Origin of the sequence: Chryseobacterium sp. IT-36CA2 (assembly GCF_949767875.1) — a bacterium.
In the GTDB taxonomy this organism is placed as follows: domain Bacteria; phylum Bacteroidota; class Bacteroidia; order Flavobacteriales; family Weeksellaceae; genus Chryseobacterium.
Map to the genome: position 1 here is coordinate 956,085 of NZ_CATKPG010000011.1, position 23,199 is coordinate 979,283.

Annotated in this window: 11 protein-coding genes; 8 read left to right on the plus strand and 3 right to left on the minus strand. The window is 35.3% G+C overall.

The features are described 5' to 3' along the window. Together ACM6F9_RS05190 and ACM6F9_RS05195 are read right to left on the minus strand one after the other, a co-directional pair. Positions 1-633: a DUF3575 domain-containing protein gene (locus ACM6F9_RS05190; RefSeq protein WP_414844715.1), complete on the minus strand. Its 633-nt coding sequence runs from the start codon at positions 631-633 to the stop codon at positions 1-3. A 14-nt stretch (positions 634-647) separates the two neighbouring features. Further along, complete coding sequence (locus ACM6F9_RS05195) at positions 648-1,823, minus strand: thioredoxin family protein (RefSeq protein ID WP_414844716.1); 1,176 nt, start codon at positions 1,821-1,823, stop codon at positions 648-650. A gap of 304 nt (positions 1,824-2,127) precedes the next feature. On the opposite strand from ACM6F9_RS05195, the gene ACM6F9_RS05200 reads away from it, so the two are divergent. The 5 genes from ACM6F9_RS05200 (at position 2,128) to ACM6F9_RS05220 (ending at position 11,928) form a co-directional block, all read left to right on the plus strand. Beyond that, a complete protein-coding gene (locus ACM6F9_RS05200; RefSeq protein ID WP_414844717.1) occupies positions 2,128-3,711 on the plus strand; it encodes a histidine kinase in 1,584 nt (527 codons plus the stop codon). 131 nt (positions 3,712-3,842) lie between these two features. After that, positions 3,843-6,416: a zinc-dependent metalloprotease gene (locus ACM6F9_RS05205; RefSeq protein ID WP_414844718.1), complete on the plus strand. Its 2,574-nt coding sequence runs from the start codon at positions 3,843-3,845 to the stop codon at positions 6,414-6,416. Between the two features lie 6 nt (positions 6,417-6,422). Then, positions 6,423-9,755 (plus strand): SusC/RagA family TonB-linked outer membrane protein, encoded by a 3,333-nt coding sequence (locus ACM6F9_RS05210; RefSeq protein WP_414844719.1) that lies wholly within the window; start codon positions 6,423-6,425, stop codon positions 9,753-9,755. A gap of 12 nt (positions 9,756-9,767) precedes the next feature. Continuing rightward, complete coding sequence (locus tag ACM6F9_RS05215) at positions 9,768-11,087, plus strand: RagB/SusD family nutrient uptake outer membrane protein (protein ID WP_414844720.1); 1,320 nt, start codon at positions 9,768-9,770, stop codon at positions 11,085-11,087. Positions 11,088-11,166: 79 nt separating this feature from the next. Further along, positions 11,167-11,928 carry a LytR/AlgR family response regulator transcription factor gene (locus ACM6F9_RS05220; protein ID WP_414844721.1) on the plus strand — a complete coding sequence of 254 codons (762 nt, stop codon included), beginning with the start codon at positions 11,167-11,169 and terminating at the stop codon, positions 11,926-11,928. A gap of 198 nt (positions 11,929-12,126) precedes the next feature. Here ACM6F9_RS05220 and ACM6F9_RS05225 read toward each other — a convergent pair whose 3' ends face one another. After that, positions 12,127-15,246: a M60 family metallopeptidase gene (locus ACM6F9_RS05225; protein ID WP_414844722.1), complete on the minus strand. Its 3,120-nt coding sequence runs from the start codon at positions 15,244-15,246 to the stop codon at positions 12,127-12,129. An 871-nt stretch (positions 15,247-16,117) separates the two neighbouring features. Here ACM6F9_RS05225 and ACM6F9_RS05230 point away from each other — a divergent pair. The 3 genes from ACM6F9_RS05230 to ACM6F9_RS05240 all read left to right on the plus strand — a co-directional run bounded on the left by ACM6F9_RS05230 (position 16,118) and on the right by ACM6F9_RS05240 (position 23,192). Then, positions 16,118-17,032: a nucleotidyltransferase family protein gene (locus ACM6F9_RS05230; protein ID WP_414844723.1), complete on the plus strand. Its 915-nt coding sequence runs from the start codon at positions 16,118-16,120 to the stop codon at positions 17,030-17,032. A 110-nt stretch (positions 17,033-17,142) separates the two neighbouring features. Then, the gene (nagB, locus tag ACM6F9_RS05235; RefSeq protein WP_414845102.1) at positions 17,143-19,077 is read left to right on the plus strand and encodes a glucosamine-6-phosphate deaminase; all 1,935 of its coding nucleotides are present in this window, start codon (positions 17,143-17,145) and stop codon (positions 19,075-19,077) included. Positions 19,078-20,297: 1,220 nt separating this feature from the next. Next, entirely contained in the window at positions 20,298-23,192 is a 2,895-nt protein-coding gene (locus ACM6F9_RS05240) for a SusC/RagA family TonB-linked outer membrane protein (protein WP_414844724.1), read from the plus strand. Positions 23,193-23,199: the final 7 nt, after the last annotated feature.

The following is a 23,199-nucleotide window of genomic DNA, read 5'->3' on the forward strand; positions in this document are numbered from 1 at the left end:
TTATTTTAATTTGTAGGAAATCATTACACCACCTCTGTATGGAATAATTTCACCGCTTTTATTAAAATTTTCTGCAAAATCATATCGCTGTCCAGTTGATTTGTCATATCCTTTATAAAAACTCTGAGCAGTTCCCACTGTTGCGTATAGATCGAGATTCCATCGTTCGGATAACTGAAATTGATACCCACCAGTAATACCCAACATAATTGAATATCCTTTTTGGTAAAGATTAGATTGTATAAAGGTCTGGCCACGTTCATCCGTCATTGGCTCGTCTGACCAATAGTTCCATTTGGACGCATTGTAAGAAGCAACAGAAACGTTAGCTCCTACATACCAATGCTTGAAAGCTTCATTAAAATAATATCTTCCTTCTGCAGATATAGAATAGAACTGCAATTTGTGTCCTGCAAAAGACTTCCATGGTGAAATGAAAACATCTCCCTGGAGTGTATATTTAGGGCTTATCTGTTTTTCTATTCCAAGGTTTAAAATTCCTATCGGAGCAAATAAAGCATTTCCTTTTATGTATAAACTTTTATCCTGTCCTCCTTGTTCCTGTTCCTGGGCAGTCAATGTACTTGCTGACAGGAAGGCTAAAATGCCTGCTGCTAATAATTTATAATTCATCCTATATGTAATGTTTATTTTAATTGCTTTAATAGTTCATCTGCTAGTTGAGAATCCTTATTCCCCTGAGCTGCCATATTTTTAGACATTTCAGCATAGTTTTTTGCCATTTCTTTATTTCCTGTAAGATAATAGAGTTTGGCAAGTATATAAGTGTTTTCGGAAGTTTCACTTCTCATGACAGATTTTTCTGCCCATTCTGTGGCTTTCTTTAAAGAAACTGGTGTCTTCACATGGTCTGCAAATACCCATGCTGCTCTTAGAAGTTCATTAGGGTCAAATGTATCTGAATTTTTATAATATTCTAAAGCTGCCTTTTCGTACTCCGGAAAATTACTGTTTTGTTCGTAGTAGCTTAGTTTCGTCTGATTCAGTTTTTTTTGAGCAGCTTCTTTTCCTACTAATGGTTCAGCTGTTTTCATGAAATAGTCATCGTTGATTCTTTTATTTTTATCATCAATAGACTGTTCTACTATTTTTCCTAATTTCAGCTGCGCATCAAATTCGTTGTATGTTTCTTCGGGAAGAAATTTAACGATCTCTGCTTTTCTGGATGTAAATACATTATAATTTGTATCTTCTGATGATTTTACAAAATACAGTAGAAATCCTATCTCATCTTTAGTAAGTTCTTCAGTTTTCTTTTTATTTTGAAAATATCTTTCGGAAGCTTTTTTAGCGAAGTCATAATCTGTGTTAGCATTCAGCTTCATGATGTTGATCAGAAATTCAGGATCTTTTTCACCATTGGCAAAGCGATCTTTAAAAGATCCTTTTTTATTTCCGGGCGAATTGATATCCTGAGCCATTGCCACAAACATACTTTCTTCCATATATCCGGTATTTCTGGAAACAAGTTCACCTTCACCGTTTAGGAAAAGATAAGTAGGATAAGAACGTACTCCAAATTTAGAAGCAATGTCTCTACCTTCTCCTTTTTCCATATCAAATCTTGCATTAATGAAGTTGGTATTGTAATAATCACTCACTGATTTTTGTGTGAAAACATTTTTTTCCATCATTTTGCATGGGCCGCACCAGGAAGCATATGCATCAATAAAAACCAACTTCTTTTCCTTCTTGGCTTTTGCAATAATATCCTTGAAAGGCAGTTCCTGAAATTGGATCGCTTCCTGAGCTGAAATAGCGATGGCACAAAAAATAGATATCCCGGAGATGATCTTCTTCATTTTCAAATAAGATTTGTAGGCGAAGATAATTAATTTTCAAAATATAGAGAGCTGAATATGTTGTATGAATGACGATATTAACGAACTTTAAGACTTAATCTGGTTTTATAATTTTAGTTTTTTTGCTAAAAAGTAATGAATTTAATAAGGCTTTAAATGCCATTTTTAATGTATAAATGCGTGTTGTCTGGTGATTTTTAAAAAAAATAAAATCTAAATTTAATTCACTTTATAGTCCTGAGATCTTTGTTATATCTTTGCGAACGAATAATTTATATGTAGATTAACCTACAATTCATGGAATTTGATTATTAATTTTAAGCACGCTTTATCCAAAAAGTCCATTTATATAACTGCCTTATCTGCCTGCCTGATTGCTGTGGCAGCATTTGCCGTTTTGAGTCTTTTGATTACAGAAGACAGCCGAAAAAATACCGATGATTTTGCAAAGAAGACATTCTTCCGAAAATATGAATCTATAGAACACGAATTCAGAAATATTGAAGATTATCAATATCTGCTTCGTGCACTCATTCAGAAAGACGGGTTGAAGAATTATAAGGACTATTCTTTAGTTTTAAATGATTTAAACAAAAAAAGAAATTTGCTCCCTTACAGCTGGTATTACTATGAAAACAGGAGTTCAGGAAAGTCTGAGAGCAACAATCCTTTGTCTGATATTTTCAAGAATAAAGATAATAAGGAAAAATCCATTGTGATAAAAAATAATGGTCCAGGGCATTTCAAAGATCTTTTGATTACCAAAAAAGACAGTATGTACTGGATAAGCTATGATTCTTTGGTGTTGCCTGATAAAAACAAATTATATTATGGTTCTACAGTAAGTCTGGATGATCTCCACCAATATTTTATCAATGTTGACAAAAGTTCCAATACTTACGCCTATGTCTTTACCAAAGAAGGAATCTGCATTACCCATCCTGAGAAAAAATACATCGGAAAGAATATTTTTGATTTTACAGATATTAAGCCTGCTGATACTTTGGCTAGCAAAACTGAAACTGGCTATACTAAAGGAACATCTGTTTCAGAATATCTAGGAGTAGAAGTAACCCGATTTATAAAACCATTGAAAACCGATAATTTTGACGGATATACCGTGGTAAATCATGTGAATTTTATCATCGATGAAAACATCAGTAAGATAAAAACTTATACCGTTTATATTTTTCTGGCAGCCCTGTTTCTTATTGTAACAGTCTTTATATTGTTCCAGAGGGCAACCAATCTGGCTTATCAGGAAAAAGAAAAAATACAGTCTGAGAAGAATTTATTGTTGATAGAGAACGAAAAGATGCACAAAGCCGAAGTCATCAATCAGCTTCAGCAGCTCAAAAACAATATCAATCCGCATTTCCTTTTCAATTCATTGAATTCCCTTTATATGCTGATCGGGATCAATAAAGAAAATGCACAGAAGTTTACCATGAATCTTTCTAAGATCTACAGATATCTGATCGTACCTCCGAAAGAAAATATTGTTCAGGTTTCTCAGGAAATCAAATTTATACAACATTATATGGAACTTCTGAAAAGCAGGTTTGATGAAGAGATAAAGTTTGAGATAATTATTAATGATCCCAATAGTCTTGAAAAAAGAATTCCGTATTTATCATTGCAGATTGTCACAGAGAATGCTGTAAAGCACAATATTGCAACAATAGATCAGCCTTTGGAAATTATCATTATAGTAGATTCAGAAGGTATTACGGTAAAGAATACCTGGCAGCCCAAAACGGAACCGGTGCAGGGAGAGAAATTCGGAATTGATTATTTGAATCAGGTTTATGGGTATTTTAAGAATAATCTTCTTCATATTTCTGTAGATGGTGAATATTTCATATGTTTTTTACCATTAATGAAGTGAAAATAAAAAATCCATTCACTCCCAAAATATCACCATTCACTCCCTAATATTATATATATGATTCGCTATACCTATAGCTTTGCTTACTGAAACTAAGATATTTACTATTTGGAATGAATCGGACTATTTTAATGAAGAATTACAGACTCGCACTGTATTTAGGTCTTGCTATGGCCTCACCAATGGCAATAGCACAGAAAAAAGATAAAGATACAGTAAAGGTCAATAAGGAGAAAACAGACAAGACAGACACTTCCTCGTCAAAGAAAACAAAAAAAATTGAAGATCTGATCAAAAAAGGAACCTATAAAAAGGGACTTTTTAATACCATTCAGGTAAAAACGGATATTTATTTTGAAATTCCAGACAGCTTGATGGGGCGTCAGTTTTTGGTGGTCAACAAGCTATCTCAGGTACCAATGCAGGTGAATGAGGCTGGTTTGAATAAAGGAATGAATTATGAAAATAAGGTTATCTCCTTTCACCGAGATCGTATAGCTAAAAAAGTATGGGTAAAAACTGTGGTTCCTAAAGTGTCATCACCAAAAAATGATGCTATTACAAAATCTGTGAAAGACAACTTTTCAGAATCTGTTATTGAAGTCTTTGATATTGAAGCACAAAACAATGATTCTACAGCGGTAGCCATTAAAGTGAACAAAGTTTTTGATGGAAATCAAAAGAGCTTTAACGATGTTTTGGGGAATGTAGGGTTAGGAGGATCTGTGAAATCAAGCCTTTCTTATATAGAAGGAGTGAAAACATTTCCTAAAAACCTTGTAGTGAAGTCTCAATTGTCTACTTCTGTTAATGAAGGTGGAGTAGATCTTCCGGTAACATTAGGCGTTACAACCAATCTGGTTTTGCTTTCTAAAATACCGATGAAACCAAGAGTAGCCGATTCAAGAGTAGGATTTTTCTCCGAAAAACACTGGTCGTTTAATGACAATCAGCAGAAAATGGATGAAAAGTTTTTCATTACCAAATGGAATCTTGAGCCCAAAGACGAAGACAAAGAAAAATATTTAAGAGGTGAGCTGGTAGAGCCTAAGAAACCGATTGTTTATTATATCGATCCGGCAACACCAAAACAATGGCGTGAAAAAATCATTGCCGGAGTACATGACTGGCAGGCGGCGTTTGAGCAAGCAGGATTCAAAAATGCAGTGATTGCGAAAATGCCGGAGGAAAAAGATGAAGATTTTGATATTGATGATGTAAGATATTCTGTAATTACTTACGCCGCGTCGCCAAAGTCAAATGCAATGGGACCCTCTGTAGTAGATCCTAGAAGTGGAGAAATTATCGAAGCAGATATTATCTGGTGGCATAATGTAATGACTTCTCTTCATGACTGGATGAGAATTCAGACAGGACCTATCGACCCGAAAGCAAGAGGAAATAAATTCAGTGATGAACATATGGGTGAAGCCATCCGTTTTGTTTCATCTCATGAAGTAGGACACACTTTCGGACTGAAGCACAATATGGGAGCATCCTTTGCCTTCCCTGTAGAGTCGCTTCGTTCCAAAGAATTTACAGACAAAATGGGTGGTACGGCACCTTCCATTATGGATTATGCACGTTACAATTACGTAGCTCAGCCGGAAGATGGCGTTACAGCAATCACTCCGAAAATTGGTCTTTACGATAAATATGCCATTGAGTGGGGGTACCGTTGGTATCCGGATGAATTCGTAGAGAAAAAAGCGTTGAAAAACCTGATTGAAAAACATGGGGATGACCCGATGTATTTCTACGGTGAGCAGCAGAGCTACCTGGAAACCATTGACCCGCGTTCGCAGTCTGAAGATTTAGGTGATGATGCGATGAAAGCCAGCGAGTACGGAATGAAAAACCTGAAAGTTGTGATCAATAATCTTCTGAAATGGACGTATGATGACGGTAAAGAATACACGGATGCCGGAAAACTGTATCTGGGAGTAATTGGGCAGTGGGATCTGTATACTGGTCACGTGATGGCAAATGTAGGAGGAATTTACCTGAACAATACTGTTTTCGGTAATAAGAAGAAAGCGTATGAAGCCGTTCCTGCAGAAATTCAGAGAAGAGCGGTTGATTATCTTGTGAAAAATGCTATAAACCTTCCGGAATGGTTATTCTTTAATCCGATTACAGAAAAAACATACCCGGTTAAAGACTCACCAATGGGACCCTACGAGCAGACGCCGTATACCCTGGCAAGAGGAATGCAGTATGGGACTATCTATTCCCTATTGATGGATGACAGATTGCTGAGGTTGCTTGAAAACGAGATGAAACACCAGGTTTCAGGATCGAAAGAAGAGATCTACACCGTTGAAAATTTATTTGATCAGGTAAGAAAGGCAATTTTTAATAAAAAAGGAAGCCTTACAATGCTTGAGAAGATGACTCAGAAAAATTATGTGGACGCTTTGATTGTTTCAGTAAACAAATTATTTGAGAAAACAGCAGTGAAAGGATTGAAAGCAGATGATAATTTGAACATCCCGACCATCTGTAATTTCCATGAAGAAGATCATGGGTTGAGGAATATCAATTATTCATCCATGAAGAGAGTATCAGAAGTCACTACTTACAAGAGGGCAGAACTTCAGAAGGTTCTGGACTTACTGAACGGAACAAGATACAGAGGCGATGATGCCTCCAGAGCACATTACACAGATTTAATCATTCGTATTCAAGAGGCTTTAAACAAATAAACGGCAATGAAAAAAACTCTAATACTTTTACCTCTTTTAGCTGCTAACATGGCAATGGCTCAGCAAAAGAAAACCATTACTGGGAAAATAGAAGATGGAAATACATCTCATATCATTACCGGTGCTTCTATAAAAATTGAGACACAATCTATCTCTACAAAAACAGAATTAGAAGGAATTATCGAAAGTGTATCAGTAGGTACAGTAACCGATAAGGACGGAAAATTTATATTGGAAATTCCTGCCGATACAAAAACGGTATCAGTAAGCTATCCTGGTTATGAATCCAGAGTAATTCAGCTTAATGAAGGGCAGACCAACTATACCATCAGACTAACTTCTGAGGTAACAGATAAGAATAAAATCCAGGAAGTAATCATCACCGGTTACCAGAAAATTGAAAAGCGTAAGCAGACTTCAGCGGTTTCTACAGTAAAAATGGACAACATCAGCCAGGCTGGTGTTGCCAGTGTAGACCAAATGCTGGCAGGGCAGATTGCTGGTGTGGCAGTAACTCCCGAAACCGGTGCTCCTGGTAGTCCTGCGAAGGTCAGAATCAGAGGTACAGCTTCTCTTTCCGGTCCTCAGGATCCACTATGGGTAATTGACGGTCTTCCGTTGGAAGGAAACGATGTTCCGAACTTTACCGATAAAGATAATATTGACCAGCTTCAGAACTTCTCTATCGCAGGATTGAACCCTAATGATATTGAAGATATTACCATCCTTAAAGATGCCGCTGCAACAGCCATTTATGGAGCAAGAGCAGCAAACGGGGTAATTTCCATTACCACAAAAAAAGGAAAGAAAGGAAGTCTGAAACTGAACTTTTCAGCAGATACTTTTGTGACATCACGTCCTGATTTTGGTAAACTGAACCTTTTAAATGCTTCTGAAAAAGTAGACCTGGAACTGATGCTTGCAAAACGTGCAGATCTTACTTACCGTGCAGATAAAGGGGAAGTGATGAGAATTCTGACTCAGAACAGCCAGCTTGATGCTTTCAGAAACGGAGGTTTTGATGCATTGAATTCATTCACACGCCAGCAGATCAACGGTTTAAGAAGCAACGATACAGACTGGGGCAAACTGTTGTACAGAAATGCCATCAACAAACAATACGGATTAAGTGTTTCCGGAGGAAGTGATCGTGCAGATTATTATTTCTCCCTGGGATACTATGATGAAGAAGGAACAACTATCGGTACAGGTTTTAAACGTTATAACCTGACTTTAAAAAACAATTATAAATTAAGCGATAAGTTAAATGCAGGAATCTCTATTTTCGGAACACAGAGCGAACGTACATCTTTTGTAACGGATGCTGATGCTTCAATCAATCCTATTAATTATTCAAGAAATGCCAATCCTTACCTGAAGCCTTTTAATGCGGACGGAAGCTATAATTATGATAGAGATATAGACGGTTTTGAGGATTTATATGTTCCTTTCAACTTCCTTGAAGAAAGGGAAAATACGAGCTATTCTCTAAAAAATAACTCTCTGAAAGCCATTTTAGATTTAGAATATAAAGCTTCCAAAAGTTTAAGATTTACCTCTCAGTTAGGAATTCAGTATGATGCTAATAAAACTGAGAAATTTGCGGGACAGAACACTTATTCCACCCGAAAAATGAGAGAAGGTACCCGTTACTACAAAGACGGTAAGTACAATTACTTTTTACCTGCAGGTGCTGTAAAGCAAAACTGGGATAATGATTTCTTCCAGTACAACTGGAAATTGCAGGCAGCATACAGCACGAAAATCAATTCAAAACATGAAATCGATTTGATGGCAGGAACAGAAATCCGAAAAACAGAGGATAATACAACTATCACAAGAGCCTTTGGATATGATCCAACTTCAAGAAGAGGTACTGCTATTGTGTTCCCGAATTCAGATTTTGCATCCGATAAAAAATATGAAACCTATCGTGAAAACCCGCCAATAGAGAATGCTTACGCTTCTATGTTTGCTACAGCATCTTATACTTATGATCAGAAATATACTTTCTTCGGAAGTGTAAGATATGACGGAACGAACCTGTTCGGGGTGAATAAAAAGTATAAATACCTTCCAATATGGGCAGTTTCAGGATCATGGCTGGTAACGAAGGAGAACTTTATGAAAAATATTCCTGCCGTATCTAACCTTAGATTGAGAGCATCTTATGGTCTTCAAGGGAATATTGACAGAAATACTTCACCATTCTTTATTGGAGAATATAATGATGCAACAATTCTTCCAGGTGTAAAAGAAGGGGTTATTACTGTAATAAGTCCTCCAAACGATAAATTAAGATGGGAGAAAACTACCAACACGAATCTTGGCCTTGATTTAGGATTGTTCAATAATCGTGTGAGTCTTACCGCTGATGTCTACAGCAGAAAAGGTACCGATATGATCAGTATGAGAGAAACCCCTCTTGAAACAGGGTTTGAATATACTATGATGAACTGGGGAAGCCTGACCAATAAAGGATTTGAATTGGCATTATCTACCAGAAACATTAATCATGATAATTTCAAGTGGACTACTACCATCAACTTTGCACATAACAAGAGTAGAGTATTGAGTGAGCAGCCTCGTGATAACTCGTTTCTTCCTTCAAGAGAAGGTCTGCCTGTGAATGCTGTTTTTGCTTTGAAAACGGCCGGAATGGATGAGCACGGAAACCCATTATTCTGGAAAGGAGACCAAAAAATATCAGCAGCTGAATTCTTTAAATTATATGACGTATATGCTGATTTCCTTCCAGGGCAGCTTGTAGACACAAAACTTTCAAGCGCTGAACTGAGAAGCCTGTTTACTTATGTGGGAGACAGAGATCCGAAATTTACAGGAGGTATTATCAACACATTTAAGATAAGTAATTTTGATCTTACCATCTCTGCAACATTCAATCTGAAGCAAACTGTAATGAGAACACCATCTTACCGAGGTATGGATCTGGATAGAGGAAGAAACTATACAAGAGATATTTATCAGGCAGGAAGTTCACTTCCGGGTATCACAAGTCCGGATATGGAAGCTAATCCGGACGGATGGATGGCGAATAAATGGTTTGCCGGAAACAGTTCCAATGCATACAGCTTACTTGATATATGGGCAAAAGAGATCAGCTATATAAGAATCAGCAGCATCCGTTTAGGGTATACACTGCCTAAAGAATTTACAAATCCTATGGGGATTTCCAGTCTGAGACTGAGTGTTGAAGGACGTAACCTTTTTGTATTCAGTAACGGATATAGCGGGTACTTTGATCCGGAGACCTATGGTAATATTTATGCACAGCCTATCACCAAGTCCGTAACCGTAGGATTTAATGTTTCTTTTTAAAACTTGAGAACAATGAGAAAAATTACAACAATCATAGCACTTACAGCAATTAGCCTTATCAATATAGGATGTGACAGGTTTTTAGATATTCAGCCCGAAGGAAAAGTTATTCCTGTTACCGCTGAAGATTACAGACAAGTACTTACATCAGCGTATTCAAAATATCCGGTTCACAAATCGCTGGTAGCCCTTCGTACCGATGAGGTGAATATTGATGACAATGGAGTAGATTTTGTTTCTTATCGTGAAATGGCAATGTGGAAAGATTCAAATAACGACCCAACTTCTAATGAATTTCCCTGGCTAAGGTTTTATTCTGTTAATTTCTACCTGAACCAGATTATCAATGAAGGAAGCAAAACAATGCAGGATTCTCCAGAAAAGAATCAGATTTTAGCAGAAGCTTATGCTTTGCGTGCTTACCTGTATTTTGATTTGGTGAATTTATATGGAAAACCGTACAACAGTGCTACGGCTTCTACAGACAGAGGAGTTCCCATCAACTTGGAAATTGATCTTGAAGAGGTATTGAAGCCATCTTCTGTACAGGAAGTATATACACAGGTTCATTCAGATCTTAAAAAAGCTGAGGATCTGATGGTGGAGCAGAAGCAGGCACTGGGAGTCAATTATAGATTTTCAAAAACAGCATTGCTGGCATTTGAGGCAAGAGCTGCTTTATATGAAGGAGACTGGAATAAAGCTTTAAACTATGCAGATCAGGTATTGGCAGTAAAAGGAGATTTGAGCAATCTGAATACCACCAATACAGTACCGAACCATTATGCTTCCCCGGAATCTATCATGGCTTTGGATAATACATGGGATAATTCTATAAAAAACTTATGTTTTGCATCTCCGGAACTGATTTCTTCATACAATACTACCGCAGATAAAAGGTTTGGCATGTATTTTGAAAAGAATGGAAGTAAGTATAAAGTCACCAAAGGAGGAAGTTTAGAATTCAAAGTGTCTTTCAGAACAGCAGAGCAATACTTTATTAAATCTGAAGCATTATTAAAGTTGAATAAACTGGCGGAAGCTAAAGAAACACTTCTGAAAGTATTAAAAAACAGATATACTCCGGACGGATACACTTCAGTGCAAAGTGCAGTATCTTCAATGGATTCTACAGCATTTATGACTTTTATTCTGGATGAAAGATTCAGAGAATTTGCTTTGGAAGGACAAAGATGGTTCGACTTAAGAAGAGCAAATCAGAAAAAAATAAGCCATATAATCAGTGGCAAAGAGTATATTCTTCAGCAGAATGATCCGCGATATACCATTGAATATCCAATGAGTGCGAAGAAGAATAACCCTAATTTATAAAACTTCATATCAAATTCAATACAGAGGAAACCGCTTGAACTTAATTGTTTTAGCGGTTTTTTTGTACTTTTGCAGCGTTATGAAAATTGCCATTATAGAAGATGAGCTACTGGCTGTGAATTATCTGAAAAATCTTTTAGATATACAAAGCGTTGTCCCTGTTACAGAGACGGTTATTCTTCGTTCCAAAAAACAGGCAATCGATTTTTTTGAAAAAGATTCTGCAGATCTTATTTTTATGGATATCCATCTTGGTGATGGAATGAGCCTTGAAATCTTTGAGCATGTAGAACTTTTTACCCCAATCATTTTCATTACTGCATTTGACGAATATGCCATGAGAGTTTTCAGGCATTTCACCATTGATTATCTTCTGAAACCTTTTGAAGAAGAGGATTTACATAAAGCTTTACAGAAATTTATTTCTATAAGAAATAATTTTGATCCTGAACCGGTTCTTAAATCCATTTCCTCATTAAGACAGCCGGATGATGAGATGATGAAACGTTTTATGGTAAGAGAAGGGAATAAACTTAAATCAATAGACGAGCATAACACAGCTTATTTTTTTGCCTCAGGAAAATATCTTTTCCTGACTACAAAAGATCATCAGACCTATATTTATGATGATACCATTAAAGATATTATTCAGAAGCTGAATCCTGAGATCTTCTTTAAAATAAACCGCAAGTTTATCGTTAATAAAGAAGCCGTTTCTGAGATTATCAAACATTCCAGTCAAAAAGTAGAGCTAAGACTTTCTCCAGAACCGGAAGTGAATGCAGAAGTTTTTATCAGTAAAATACAGATTGCTGAATGCCTTAACTGGCTGAACAGTTAATTACGTCTTAAAAATCTTCATTTAAACTTTTCTAATTATATAAACGCAAAGGTTATTTTTACTCATTGTTATTGAAAAATAGCATGAAACTAAAAATAGACAAAAAAATCAGAGTAGGAATTTTCCTACTCTGATTAAAATATATTTGAATGATTGAACTAGTCAGCCTTTTTCAGGACTGGTCACACTTATAAAATATTATTCTTTAATAATCTTAGATTGATAGGTATTGGTTCCATCATGTATTGAAATAAGATAGATTCCGGTTTTCAAACCTTGAATTTTATCGTTAAGTTCCTTATTGATCTCACGTAAAGAGCCTTTTGCTGAAATAAGTGATTTCCCTGTCATATCATATAATTCTGCTTTCAGGTTTTCTCCTGAATTTTTAATATCAATCACTAATTTTTGGCCATTTTTTAAAGGATTCGGATAAACACTAAATTCATTATTATTTGTTTTAATATCCTTAGCTGCTAATGTAAATGCCGGATAAACCAGTATTTTTTGTCCATTGTATCCTACAGCATACACATTCAGTGCGTTGGCAGGATAATCTACATACGTATTTGCCAATGTAGTATCTCCTGTTCCTACAATAGAAACACTGATAAGCTGATTACTTGCATTATAGGTTTCAAAAGCAACAGCATTATTCCATTTAGAATTATCTACCAATAAAAACTGTCCTTGCGCATTGGTTGTAATCTGTGCACCCACACCTGTAACCCCCGAAACAGGCTGCATATTCTTGAATGCATTTACACTATTCGCTGAAATATAATTGATAACCGGAGATACAGGTTTAGCATATCCTTTTGCCAGAACATAGCTTTTCACATCATCAATCATGCTTTGCGTAATGGTCATTTGAGCATTGGTATAATCTGATATTGTTCCATTTATTGGCTTTAAAAAACCGGTGTTTGTGAAGAAATCCGTAAGGTCTTCCTGCACGGCATCACAGGTGTTTTTTACAAAATTCATTACCAGTTGCCCTTGTGTAAGCTGAGTTTCGTTTGTATTTCTTACTTTCTCAGCTACTGTAGCAAACCAATGTGCATAATCTACTCCCGGAACTGTAGGGGTAACTGTAGGAGTATCTTCATCAGACATATCTGAATCCAATGGAAGGGTTGAAGCGCCTTTTGAAGCACCCGCCAATTGATAATACAATTCTAATTGCCAAAACGGAACAAGGCTTCTGAAATTCGCATCAGCAGGATTCACATAATCAGTTCTGAACTGATCCATAACACTTTTCCCGTTAATTTGTGTCTGAATAATAATTTCTCCAAATCTGTTTCCTGCTACTTGAGGAAAGACAGTTTTATCGGCAACTTCACCTTCCAGCCTTGTAAACCTGTTGCTGCCTGTAGGTGAATACATATTATAATAGGCCCATGCAGAGTATAAATTGTTAGTGATTTCTGTTGTACCAACCCAATTTAATCCTGGTCTTACCTGATTGATATGACCTAATTCATGTGCCACACCCCAAATATCAAGTCCCGGTGCTGAGTTTGAATTAGACAATCCCCAAGTAAGATCTAAATGAACTCCCATACCTCCTGCAAACCATCCTCCTGTAGATTCCATATAAACAAGCTGTCTGTTTTTAACGTTTTTATTGAGTTTAAAGAAGCCCATCATTTCTCTTTCAGACTTGGCAATTGCATCGTACTTATCTATCAAAGGCTGAGCGGTTGTGAAATGGAAATTACTTACCACAGACTTATTGGTAACCAGTTTTGTATAATAGCCTTCAATATCAATTTTTGGATAGACATCATTAGTCAGCATTTCTGCCCATTCTGCAGACGTCGTACCTTTTTTATAAATACCATTTACAATACCTGCTGTGATATTTACAGTTACAGGGGCAGCGTTTGCATCATCGGTGTAATATGAAATATATCCCAATCCTTTATTAGTAATAGCGAGGATATTTATTCCATTTTTTAGTTCATATGTTTTTTCAGGAGACGCTCCTTCAGTAGCAAAATCTCTTACTTTTAAGTAAACTTTGTTTTCTGACGTAATATCTTTTGCAAAAACAATAGCAGTGGTATTAGGCTGAAATGCTATTCCTGTAGGGTTTTCATATCCATTATAATTTCCTATTTTGTATTGGGCATTTATTGATTCAATTGTTTTATATGCCATAAAAGTCTGCACTCTGTATTTTTTATTGTAGGTGTTATTGAATAAACACTGAGCTAATCCTTTCATGAAAGGTGAGGAAATTGCATTAATATCCTGCTGGGTTACAGTTGGTTTTAAAGTACTGAAAATAGCATCATTAAAAATGTTTGAATAGGCTGAAGGATTAAAACTATTAGAGTTGGTCTTAAAAAATTCCATTTCTGCACAGCTTGCAAAATTATTTTTACCATCAAGAACTTCAATTTTTATATTTAAAGGAGTAATTGCGGAAGGAAAGTTTACCGTTTTTATGGCAGATGTCTGCCCGAAATTTTGAGTAGAAATAGTAACGTAAGCAGGATTAGAAATTGTATTATAGCTTATTTTTACATTTCCAAAAAGTCCGTTTGGTCCGCCATCCTGTCTTGGTGTATACCTTAAATAATTCATAGCTGTCTGACCATCAAACTTATAAATCAAGGAAATAGGAAAAGTGGCTGCTGTTGCATTCCAGTCGCAATGATAAAGTGTGCTTACATCGCCATCAAAGGAATTTTCTATATTTTCTCCCGATTGGAAACTTGAAGCCGAAGATCCTGCCACCTGAGGCAATACAGGGATATCTGCATAAGCTGAAAATTCGTTGGTTGCCAGTGTACATTCTGTTTGTACAGGATCCATCTGTTCTGTAGAGTAAAATTCCATTTCGGCACAACTTGAAAAATTATTCTGAGCACTTAGAACATCAATTCTAATAACACCAGGCTGCACAATTGCTGTTGGTAAATCTATTGTTTTTGCCGTATTATCCGCTGCCCAGGAAATCACTCCGGTTGCTGTTGTAAAAACGGTAGGAGCGGATTGCGTGGAATAAGAAATCTTCACACTTGTCCAGATTCCGTTAGGACCTGTTGTTCTAGGTTTGTAAACTAACCTTTTTATACTTTTTACCCGATTGGAAAATGTGAAATTTAACTGATCGGGAAGTGCTGTACTCAAATTATACTGAGAATGATAAAGAGTATTTACATTATTATCAATAGACTGCCCGGCTTCCTGCCCGGATTGTGCAGGTTGTAATGAATTTACATACGCTACAGGCATCTTATACTGTTGTGCCAAAGCTGTCTGTAAAAAGAACAGAAATAAAAGAATAAAATAATTGTTTTTCATTTGATGTAAATTTTTGATTAAAAAATAATAAAATAACCAGATATTAATATCTTATAGGAGTATGGCTACTGTCTACCTTTCCACTAGATAAATCTAGCTTTGAATTATATTCAGTAATCTTCCCAAACATTCCTTATGCACTATTTGTGATAATGATAAAAAATACTTTACTCGCTCAAAACTATATTCTCAGAAATACTTTTTGCAGGTAAATACTCCCATTGCACTTCTGTTTTAAGTTGGTGGTACATTTATATTGAATACCGTTTTTCCAAAATTAATAATTAAAGTAATTCCATAATCTTACCCCTACCTGTTTTTGAATATTCACCACCAGTTGACTTTCATTGTTCCGAAATAGCTTTATTAAGCTACCAGAAATGAAAAAATATCAAAACAAACATCATGATTTTATGCAAAGGACTTCATAAAAGGTGAGAATAATCTGAAATTATCAGGATATTTAAAGGGGTATATCAGTAAACTTGGAGGCTGTAAAAAGTGTGATATCTTTATCATTCTCAATTTTTTTTGAGAAATAACCGGAAATTCCTTGTACTACACTTTTGCTGACATCAATAATGCTCTATTGTACGGGAGCTGAACTAAGCAAAACAGGTCAACTGGTGGTACATATATAAAAACAGGTAGGTACTAGTTTGTATAGCTATTTTAATTCTTAATTTTGGGAAAGAAGGGTTTCTGTATAGATATTTAAGTACTTGAGGAAGATATAATAGAAAATGAAATAGTCCCCAATCTTCCGGTCTAAAATGAGTATTTTTACCAAGAGGTCCTTTGGCGGAGGTCGTTAACTATAAATTCCTGGAATTTTATAAAACTAAAAAATTTTAAATAACATCATTAAAAAATGAATACAAATCACCAACCTACACTAGTAGTTTTAGCAGCTGGAATGGGCAGTAGATACGGAAGTCTCAAACAGATAGACACATTTACACCGCAAGGAGATACTATTATAGATTTTTCTTTATATGATGCATTGCAAGCAGGGTTTAAAAAAATTGTTTTCATCATTCGTAAGAATTTTGAAAAAGAATTTAAAGAGATCTTTGAGCAAAAACTAAAAAGTAAAGCCGAAATAGAATATGTATTTCAGGAAATAGATACTGTTCCGGCAAAATATCTTAATCCGGAGCGTACTAAACCATGGGGTACCGGGCAGGCATTATTACTTACTAAAGATGTGATACACGAAAATTTTGCCATTATTAATGCTGATGATTTTTATGGTAGAGATGCCTTTATGGCGATGTATGATTTTCTAAAAGAAACAGACCCCAGCTCTTATAATTTCAGCATGATAGGTTATTTGTTGGAAAATACGGTTTCAGACCATGGGTATGTTTCCCGAGGGGTATGTGAGGTAGATTGTAATGGAAACTTATTAAACGTTACTGAAAGAACCCACATAGAGAAAAATAAAGAAGAATTGAGGTATAAAGAAGAAGATGAGACCTTTACAGCAATTGATGAGGATGTAACAGTATCAATGAATTTTTGGGGATTCACCCCAAAGTGCTTTGAACTTATTGATGATTCTTTTACAAGATTTTTGGAAGAAAATAAAGGAAGTTTAAAAGCAGAATACTATTTACCAACTTTGGTTGCCGATAGTATAGCATCAGGAAAAGCTAACGTGAAATTACTGAAATCTAACGATAAATGGTTCGGAGTTACCTATCCTGAAGATAAAAAAAAGGTGCAAAAAGCTATTTCAGAATTAAAAATGAAGAAACTTTATCCAGAAAATTTATGGGAATAATCTAACTTTATAACAAGTAAATTAAAATGTAAGAATAGGAAATAGTTCATTGAAGATTTAGAAATACAAATTCTATATATAAATTTAATTTTAGCACATCACAAAACCAAATTAATATGTTAAAGAGCACAATAGATTCCTCTACGGGATTTGAAAAAAGATTTGAAAAAATAGAAACAGTTATTTTCTCGGATTCACTTTCAGCTTCGAAATCCGTGGCAAAAGAGATCTCAGATCTTATACGTGTAAAACAGTCTCAAAAACAACCTTGCATTCTAGGGCTGGCAACAGGCTCATCACCAAAGAGTTTATATGCCGAATTGGTACGCATGCATAGAGAAGAAGGCTTGAGTTTCAAAAATGTAGTCACTTTTAACCTTGACGAATATTATCCTATGGAACCAGATTCCATACATAGTTATGTCCGTTTTATGAAAGAATTATTGTTTGATAAAGTAGATATTCTTCCTGAAAACTATCACATTCCTGACGGAACATTATCTAAAGAAGAAATAGCAAACTATTGTACTGAATACGAACTTAAAATAGAAGCCTTAGGCGGAATCGATCTGCAGGTCCTAGGTATTGGTGGTAATGGTCATATAGGGTTTAATGAATCGGGTTCTTTACAAAATTCCAAAACCCGTCTTGTAGCGTTAGATCATATTACAAGAGTAGCTGCAAGCAATGAGTTTTTAGGACTATCAAATACCCCAAGAACAGCTATTACATTGGGTGTAAAGAAAATAATGGAAGCAAAAAGAGTCATCCTATTAGCATGGGGTGAATCTAAATCAAATATTATAAAAGAGTCTGTGGAAGGTCCTGTTACCAACCTGGTGCCAGCTTCCTATTTGCAAGAACACAAAAATGCTACTTTTGTATTGGATCAGGGAGCAGCTCATAAACTTACCCGAATTAATACTCCATGGTTGGTAGAAAAAATAGAATGGACTGATTTATTAATCCGAAAAGCAGTTTTGGGATTAGCACAAAAAATAGAAAAACCTATACTAAAGCTTACCGACTCTGATTATATAGAAAACGGAATGAGCGATTTATTGGCAGACAAAGGGCCAGCCTACGATATCAATATTCAAATTTTCAATAAATTACAACATACCATAACCGGCTGGCCAGGAGGTAAACCAGGAGCTGACGATACTAACAGACCAGAAAGAAAGACCCCGGCTAAGAAAAGAGTACTTATATTCAGCCCACATCCAGACGATGATATTATTAGTATGGGTGGAACTTTCATAAGATTGCATCAACAGGGGCATGAAGTTCATGTAGCTTATCAAACCTCTGGAAATATAGCAGTAGCAGATTCTGAAGCATTGCGATTTGCCAATTTTGTGTGTGATTACAACGAAATGTTTGGCATAGAAAATGGTCCGGCGAAAAAGATTTTTGATAAAGCAGTCAAATTTTTACAAAATAAAAAAAATAGCGATATAGACATTCCAGAAGTAAGACATATAAAGGGTTTAATAAGAAAAGGAGAAGCAAGATCTACTTGCTATTACGTGGGAATACCAGATAGCCAGATTCATTTTCTGGAAATGCCCTTCTATGAAACAGGCAGAATAGAAAAAAAACCACTGAGCAAAGAAGACATAGAAATTGTAACAGATATAATAGATAAAGTAAAACCACATCAGATATTTGCAGCTGGTGATTTAGCAGATCCTCATGGAACGCATAAAGTGTGTTTGGATGCTATTTTTGAATCTGTTAAAAATTTAAAACCGAAGGAATACATGAAAGATTGTTGGTTATGGCTATATAGAGGAGCATGGAAAGAGTGGTCTATAGAAGAAATAGAAATGGCAGTTCCACTAAGCCCGGACCAAATTTTGGAGAAGCGCTATGGGATTTTCAAACATCAATCTCAAAAAGATGGAGTAGTATTCCAAGGGACAGACATGAGAGAATTCTGGCAAAGAGCAGAAGAAAGAAACAGAGAAACAGCAGAAACTTATCATAAAATGGGACTTGCCACTTATGCTGCTATGGAAGCCTTTGTAAGGTGGGAATTCTAAAAAGATAGGCAATTTCCTTAATCAAAAAAGATATTTTGTCATAAGAAAAGATGACGTTGAAGTTTTATAAATCACACAAAAAAATAAGATTTTAACTTTGTTGAGGTGGATAATTAGGGGAAATTTGAAACCCAAACGAATACCTTTGATATTATATTCAGCCAATTCTATAGAAAAAATTTTACTTCCTAAAGGTTTGCGAAAGAGGTATTATGCCTGTATTTCAAAGATATATTGAGGATATTTTAAGGCTGTTGGCAAAGTTATCGTGTAATTGTGCTAGAAACTCTTTACATTCTGTTCTATACTGCGGTTGAGGTAATTCTTCACCAGTACAGATACAAAATCTATAAATCAAATTTAAAATATATTTAACTTCTTTACTGATATAACTTTTTAATCAGTATGTCCTGGGCGGATTTCTCCGCCCATTATTATTTTAACCTTTAGAAATTCGCCTTACTATTTGATTGGTGATCAATGAGTAACAAGGTGAAAATATTCTTATAGTTCAAAAAAATCTATAGGATAAATTTTTTTTCTCTTGGAAAATAGAGAAGCAAGAGGCGTGTCTGCCAACTATAATCAATCTCTATGAACTTCCTGATAAAGCATATTCAAATGATTTTCAACTGGTGGTAAAGGTACAAAAACTGGTGGCTACTAGTATGGAGCTATGATGTAAAACTATACATTTGAGTTACACAGGGTTAATATTATAGTAATAGTGAGTTCACACTTAGAAAAGGAAAATAAGAAGAGAGTATAATAAGTGTATTTGGGCATAATCGGGAGGTTTCATTTACCTGTTTTTCAATTGTGCCGGAACAGAGATTTATATTATAAAATATGGGAGATCATCATTTTTTTGTTCTTGCCTGAAAAAAATGGGAAATGGATATGGTTTTAGAATTCAACATTATCTGGAAAACTAAAATTAAATCTCAAACAAAATGTTTTGTTTAAAAAGACATTGTTAAAAAATAAGCTGCTCAATACAATGAAGAATATCCGGTAGTAAAGAGAGTGAAAAAATAGGAGCGATTGCATTTAAAAATGAAAACAATACTGAAATAGCCATTTGGTTCTGCATAATCTGAAGAGTAAAGAGTAAGACGAGACCTTTAGATTTTTCTTATTACATCTTATTTATAAAGAAAGATTGGTAAGAAGCGAACTACCCTTAGATAGAATAATATTGTTATAAAAGTTAATAAAATATGAAGAAAACTACAATTTGTATTTTGAGTGCAATTCTAATGTCATCTATAACATTTGTGGATGCACAAGAAACTAAAAACAAACCTTCTGACTCTCTCTCTAAAAAAGTAAAAGATGTGGAAGAAATAGTTTTAGTAGGATTTGGAAAACAGAAAAAAGGAACTGTTTCAGGATCTATAGCTTCTGTTGATAAAAAGATACTACAGGATCGCCCAACAACAAGCTTAACAGCGAGTATACAAGGTGCTTTACCCGGAGTTACCATTAAGTCTTCTTTAGGAGATGTAGGTTCTGTACCCACTTTAAATGTAAGGGGAAGAAGTGTTGCGGGGAATGCGCCTCTTTATATTATAGACGGTATTACCTCTAGTGCTGCAGATTTTTCCAGGTTAAGCCCAGCTGATATTGAAAATATAAGCATATTAAAAGATGCTTCAGCAGCTATCTATGGTACAAGAGCTGGTTATGGGGTGGTTCTTGTCGAGACCAAAAAAGGCGGTGGAGGTAAGATGAGTATAGGTTATAATATGTATAATGGCTATCAGACACCCACCTATTTACCTAAGTATGTAGATGCTGTTGAATATATGAAACTGAAAAATGAAGCATATTATAACGCTAATAATAATGTTGGTCATTTTTCTCAATATAAGCAAGATCAAATAGATCTTACAGCTGCAGGTACAGACCCAGATAGATACCCGAACACAGACTGGTATAAAGCCACTTATAGAAAAATGGCCAATGTGCTCAATAATGAGATTAATGTATCAGGAGGAGATAAAACCCGTTATTTCGCAAGTTTAGGGTATTTGAAACAGGAGTCTCTATCACCTACAAAAGGTATGGATAGATATTCTTTTAGAACCAATACATCCTCTAAATTAAGTGATAAATTGACCGTAAATTCTAATATATCATTTATCAAACAAATGATCAATGATCAGGGAGGAGATATTAATACTATAGAATTGGCAAGAATAACCCCTACTATGGCATTAAGGCAATCCAATGGATGGTGGGGATCCGTTAATGCTGGTAAAGTAGATAACACATTTGCGAATACTAATCCTGTAAGAAATAATATAGAGGGGGGAGATTCTAAGTCAAATGATCAAAAATTTATGGGGGCATTATCTGCAAACTACGCTCCTGTAAAAGGATTAAATATAGATGCTCTAATCAGCTATTCAAACTGGAACTATCGTTTAGGTACTTTTGTAAATACACTAAACCCTGTATACAACTTTTTAACTAATGCTCCTATTGGGGCAACCGCGAGAGCGATTAATAACTATTCTGAGTCCTGGAATTCTGATGAAACACTTAATACTCAGATCTTGATAAGTTATGAAAAAAACATATCATCACATTATTTTAAAGTATTGGGAGGTGCTTCCTATGAAGACTATACAACCAGATCTATATCTGGTAAAAAATCTAATATACCAAAAGATGGATTACATTCTTTAAGCGCTCTTTCTACCATTGATGGAACCTTAGATGAATTAAAATCTAATACCGGGCAATATGCTTTCCAGTCTGTTTTTGCCCGTATCAATTATAATTATCAGGAAAAATATTTTTTAGAAGGTATTATAAGGGCAGATGCATCTTCACGTTTTGCTAAAGAAAATAGGTGGGGTTATTTTCCTGCAGTTATGGCTTCCTGGAGGTTAGATAAGGAGAATTTTATTAAAAACTTAAATTTTATCAATACACTAAAATTAAGAGGTTCCTATGGCAGCACCGGATCTATCAATACAATTGGTAATTATGACAATCAGACTTATATGGATAGCTCTTCTTCAGTTCTGGGGAATGCTATAGTAGGGGCAATGGTACCAGGTAAGCTTGGTTTTTCAGGTATAGGCTGGGAAACAATTGTTACCAAAAATATAGGCTTGGAAGGATCTTTATTCAGTAATACTTTTACTTTCTCTGTAGACTTATATAACCGTCTTACAAAAGGTGCACTAATGAACAACCAATTAGCATATGAAACAGGTGTACTCATAGACAGTGATCCAAAGAAAAACCAAACACCGCCAATTAATGCGGGTAATGTAGAAAATAAAGGAATAGAAATTAGTTTGGGATATAATAAAAGTTTTGAAAATGGGGACTTTTACATCAATGCTAATTTTGCTAAAAACAAAAACAATATTCTTTCACTTGTAAATAACAAACCTTTATATGATAATAACTGGATAACGCAAGTAGGGGGTTCAATTGGTGATTTCTACGGATACAAAACTGCTGGTCTCTTAACCCAAGAGGATATTAATAATAATTATCCCAAATTATATAGCACCTCTCAATCTGGTGATATAAAGTATGTGGATGTTAATGGAGATGGAGTTGTTAATGAGAACGATAGAACAGTAATAGGAAATGATGTTCCAAGTTTTACCTATGGTATAAGCGTAGGAGGTAGATATAAAAATTTTGACCTTAGCGTAGTAGGGCAAGGGGTAGCTAATGTTCAGGTATATCTGGATAAAGAATCTTCTCAGGCATTTTTCAATGGTTCCGGTGCAAAACAATATGTTTCAGATAATAGATGGACTCCGGAGAATCCAAATCCTAATGCCTTGTATCCTAGGATATTGCCAGCTGGTGGAGGAACTCAAAATATAGGTGTTACTTCAGATTTTTGGCTTTTTGATGCAAGTTACTTTAGAATTAAGTCAATTACTTTGGGATATTCTATTCCTCAGGAAACAATTAGCCGCATAGGACTGAAAAAATTCAGAATATATGCAAACTTGGAGAACTACTTTACACTGAGAGGAGATAAACGAATGAAAGATTTTGATCCTGAACAGGCTACCGGTCGTTCAACATATCCATACTTAAAAACCATATCGTTTGGTATCAATGCAACTTTTTAATTTATTA

Bases quoted from the DNA above. Each gene is read 5' to 3' on its own strand.
- ACM6F9_RS05230 (WP_414844723.1), top strand. From the start codon at position 16,118: ATGAATACAAATCACCAACCTACACTAGTAGTTTTAGCAGCTGGAATG.
- ACM6F9_RS05195 (WP_414844716.1), bottom strand. From the start codon at position 1,823: ATGAAGAAGATCATCTCCGGGATATCTATTTTTTGTGCCATCGCTATT.
- ACM6F9_RS05220 (WP_414844721.1), top strand. From the start codon at position 11,167: ATGAAAATTGCCATTATAGAAGATGAGCTACTGGCTGTGAATTATCTG.
- ACM6F9_RS05190 (WP_414844715.1), bottom strand. From the start codon at position 633: ATGAATTATAAATTATTAGCAGCAGGCATTTTAGCCTTCCTGTCAGCA.
- ACM6F9_RS05215 (WP_414844720.1), top strand. From the start codon at position 9,768: ATGAGAAAAATTACAACAATCATAGCACTTACAGCAATTAGCCTTATC.
- ACM6F9_RS05240 (WP_414844724.1), top strand. From the start codon at position 20,298: ATGAAGAAAACTACAATTTGTATTTTGAGTGCAATTCTAATGTCATCT.
- ACM6F9_RS05225 (WP_414844722.1), bottom strand. From the start codon at position 15,246: ATGAAAAACAATTATTTTATTCTTTTATTTCTGTTCTTTTTACAGACA.
- ACM6F9_RS05205 (WP_414844718.1), top strand. From the start codon at position 3,843: ATGAAGAATTACAGACTCGCACTGTATTTAGGTCTTGCTATGGCCTCA.
- ACM6F9_RS05210 (WP_414844719.1), top strand. From the start codon at position 6,423: ATGAAAAAAACTCTAATACTTTTACCTCTTTTAGCTGCTAACATGGCA.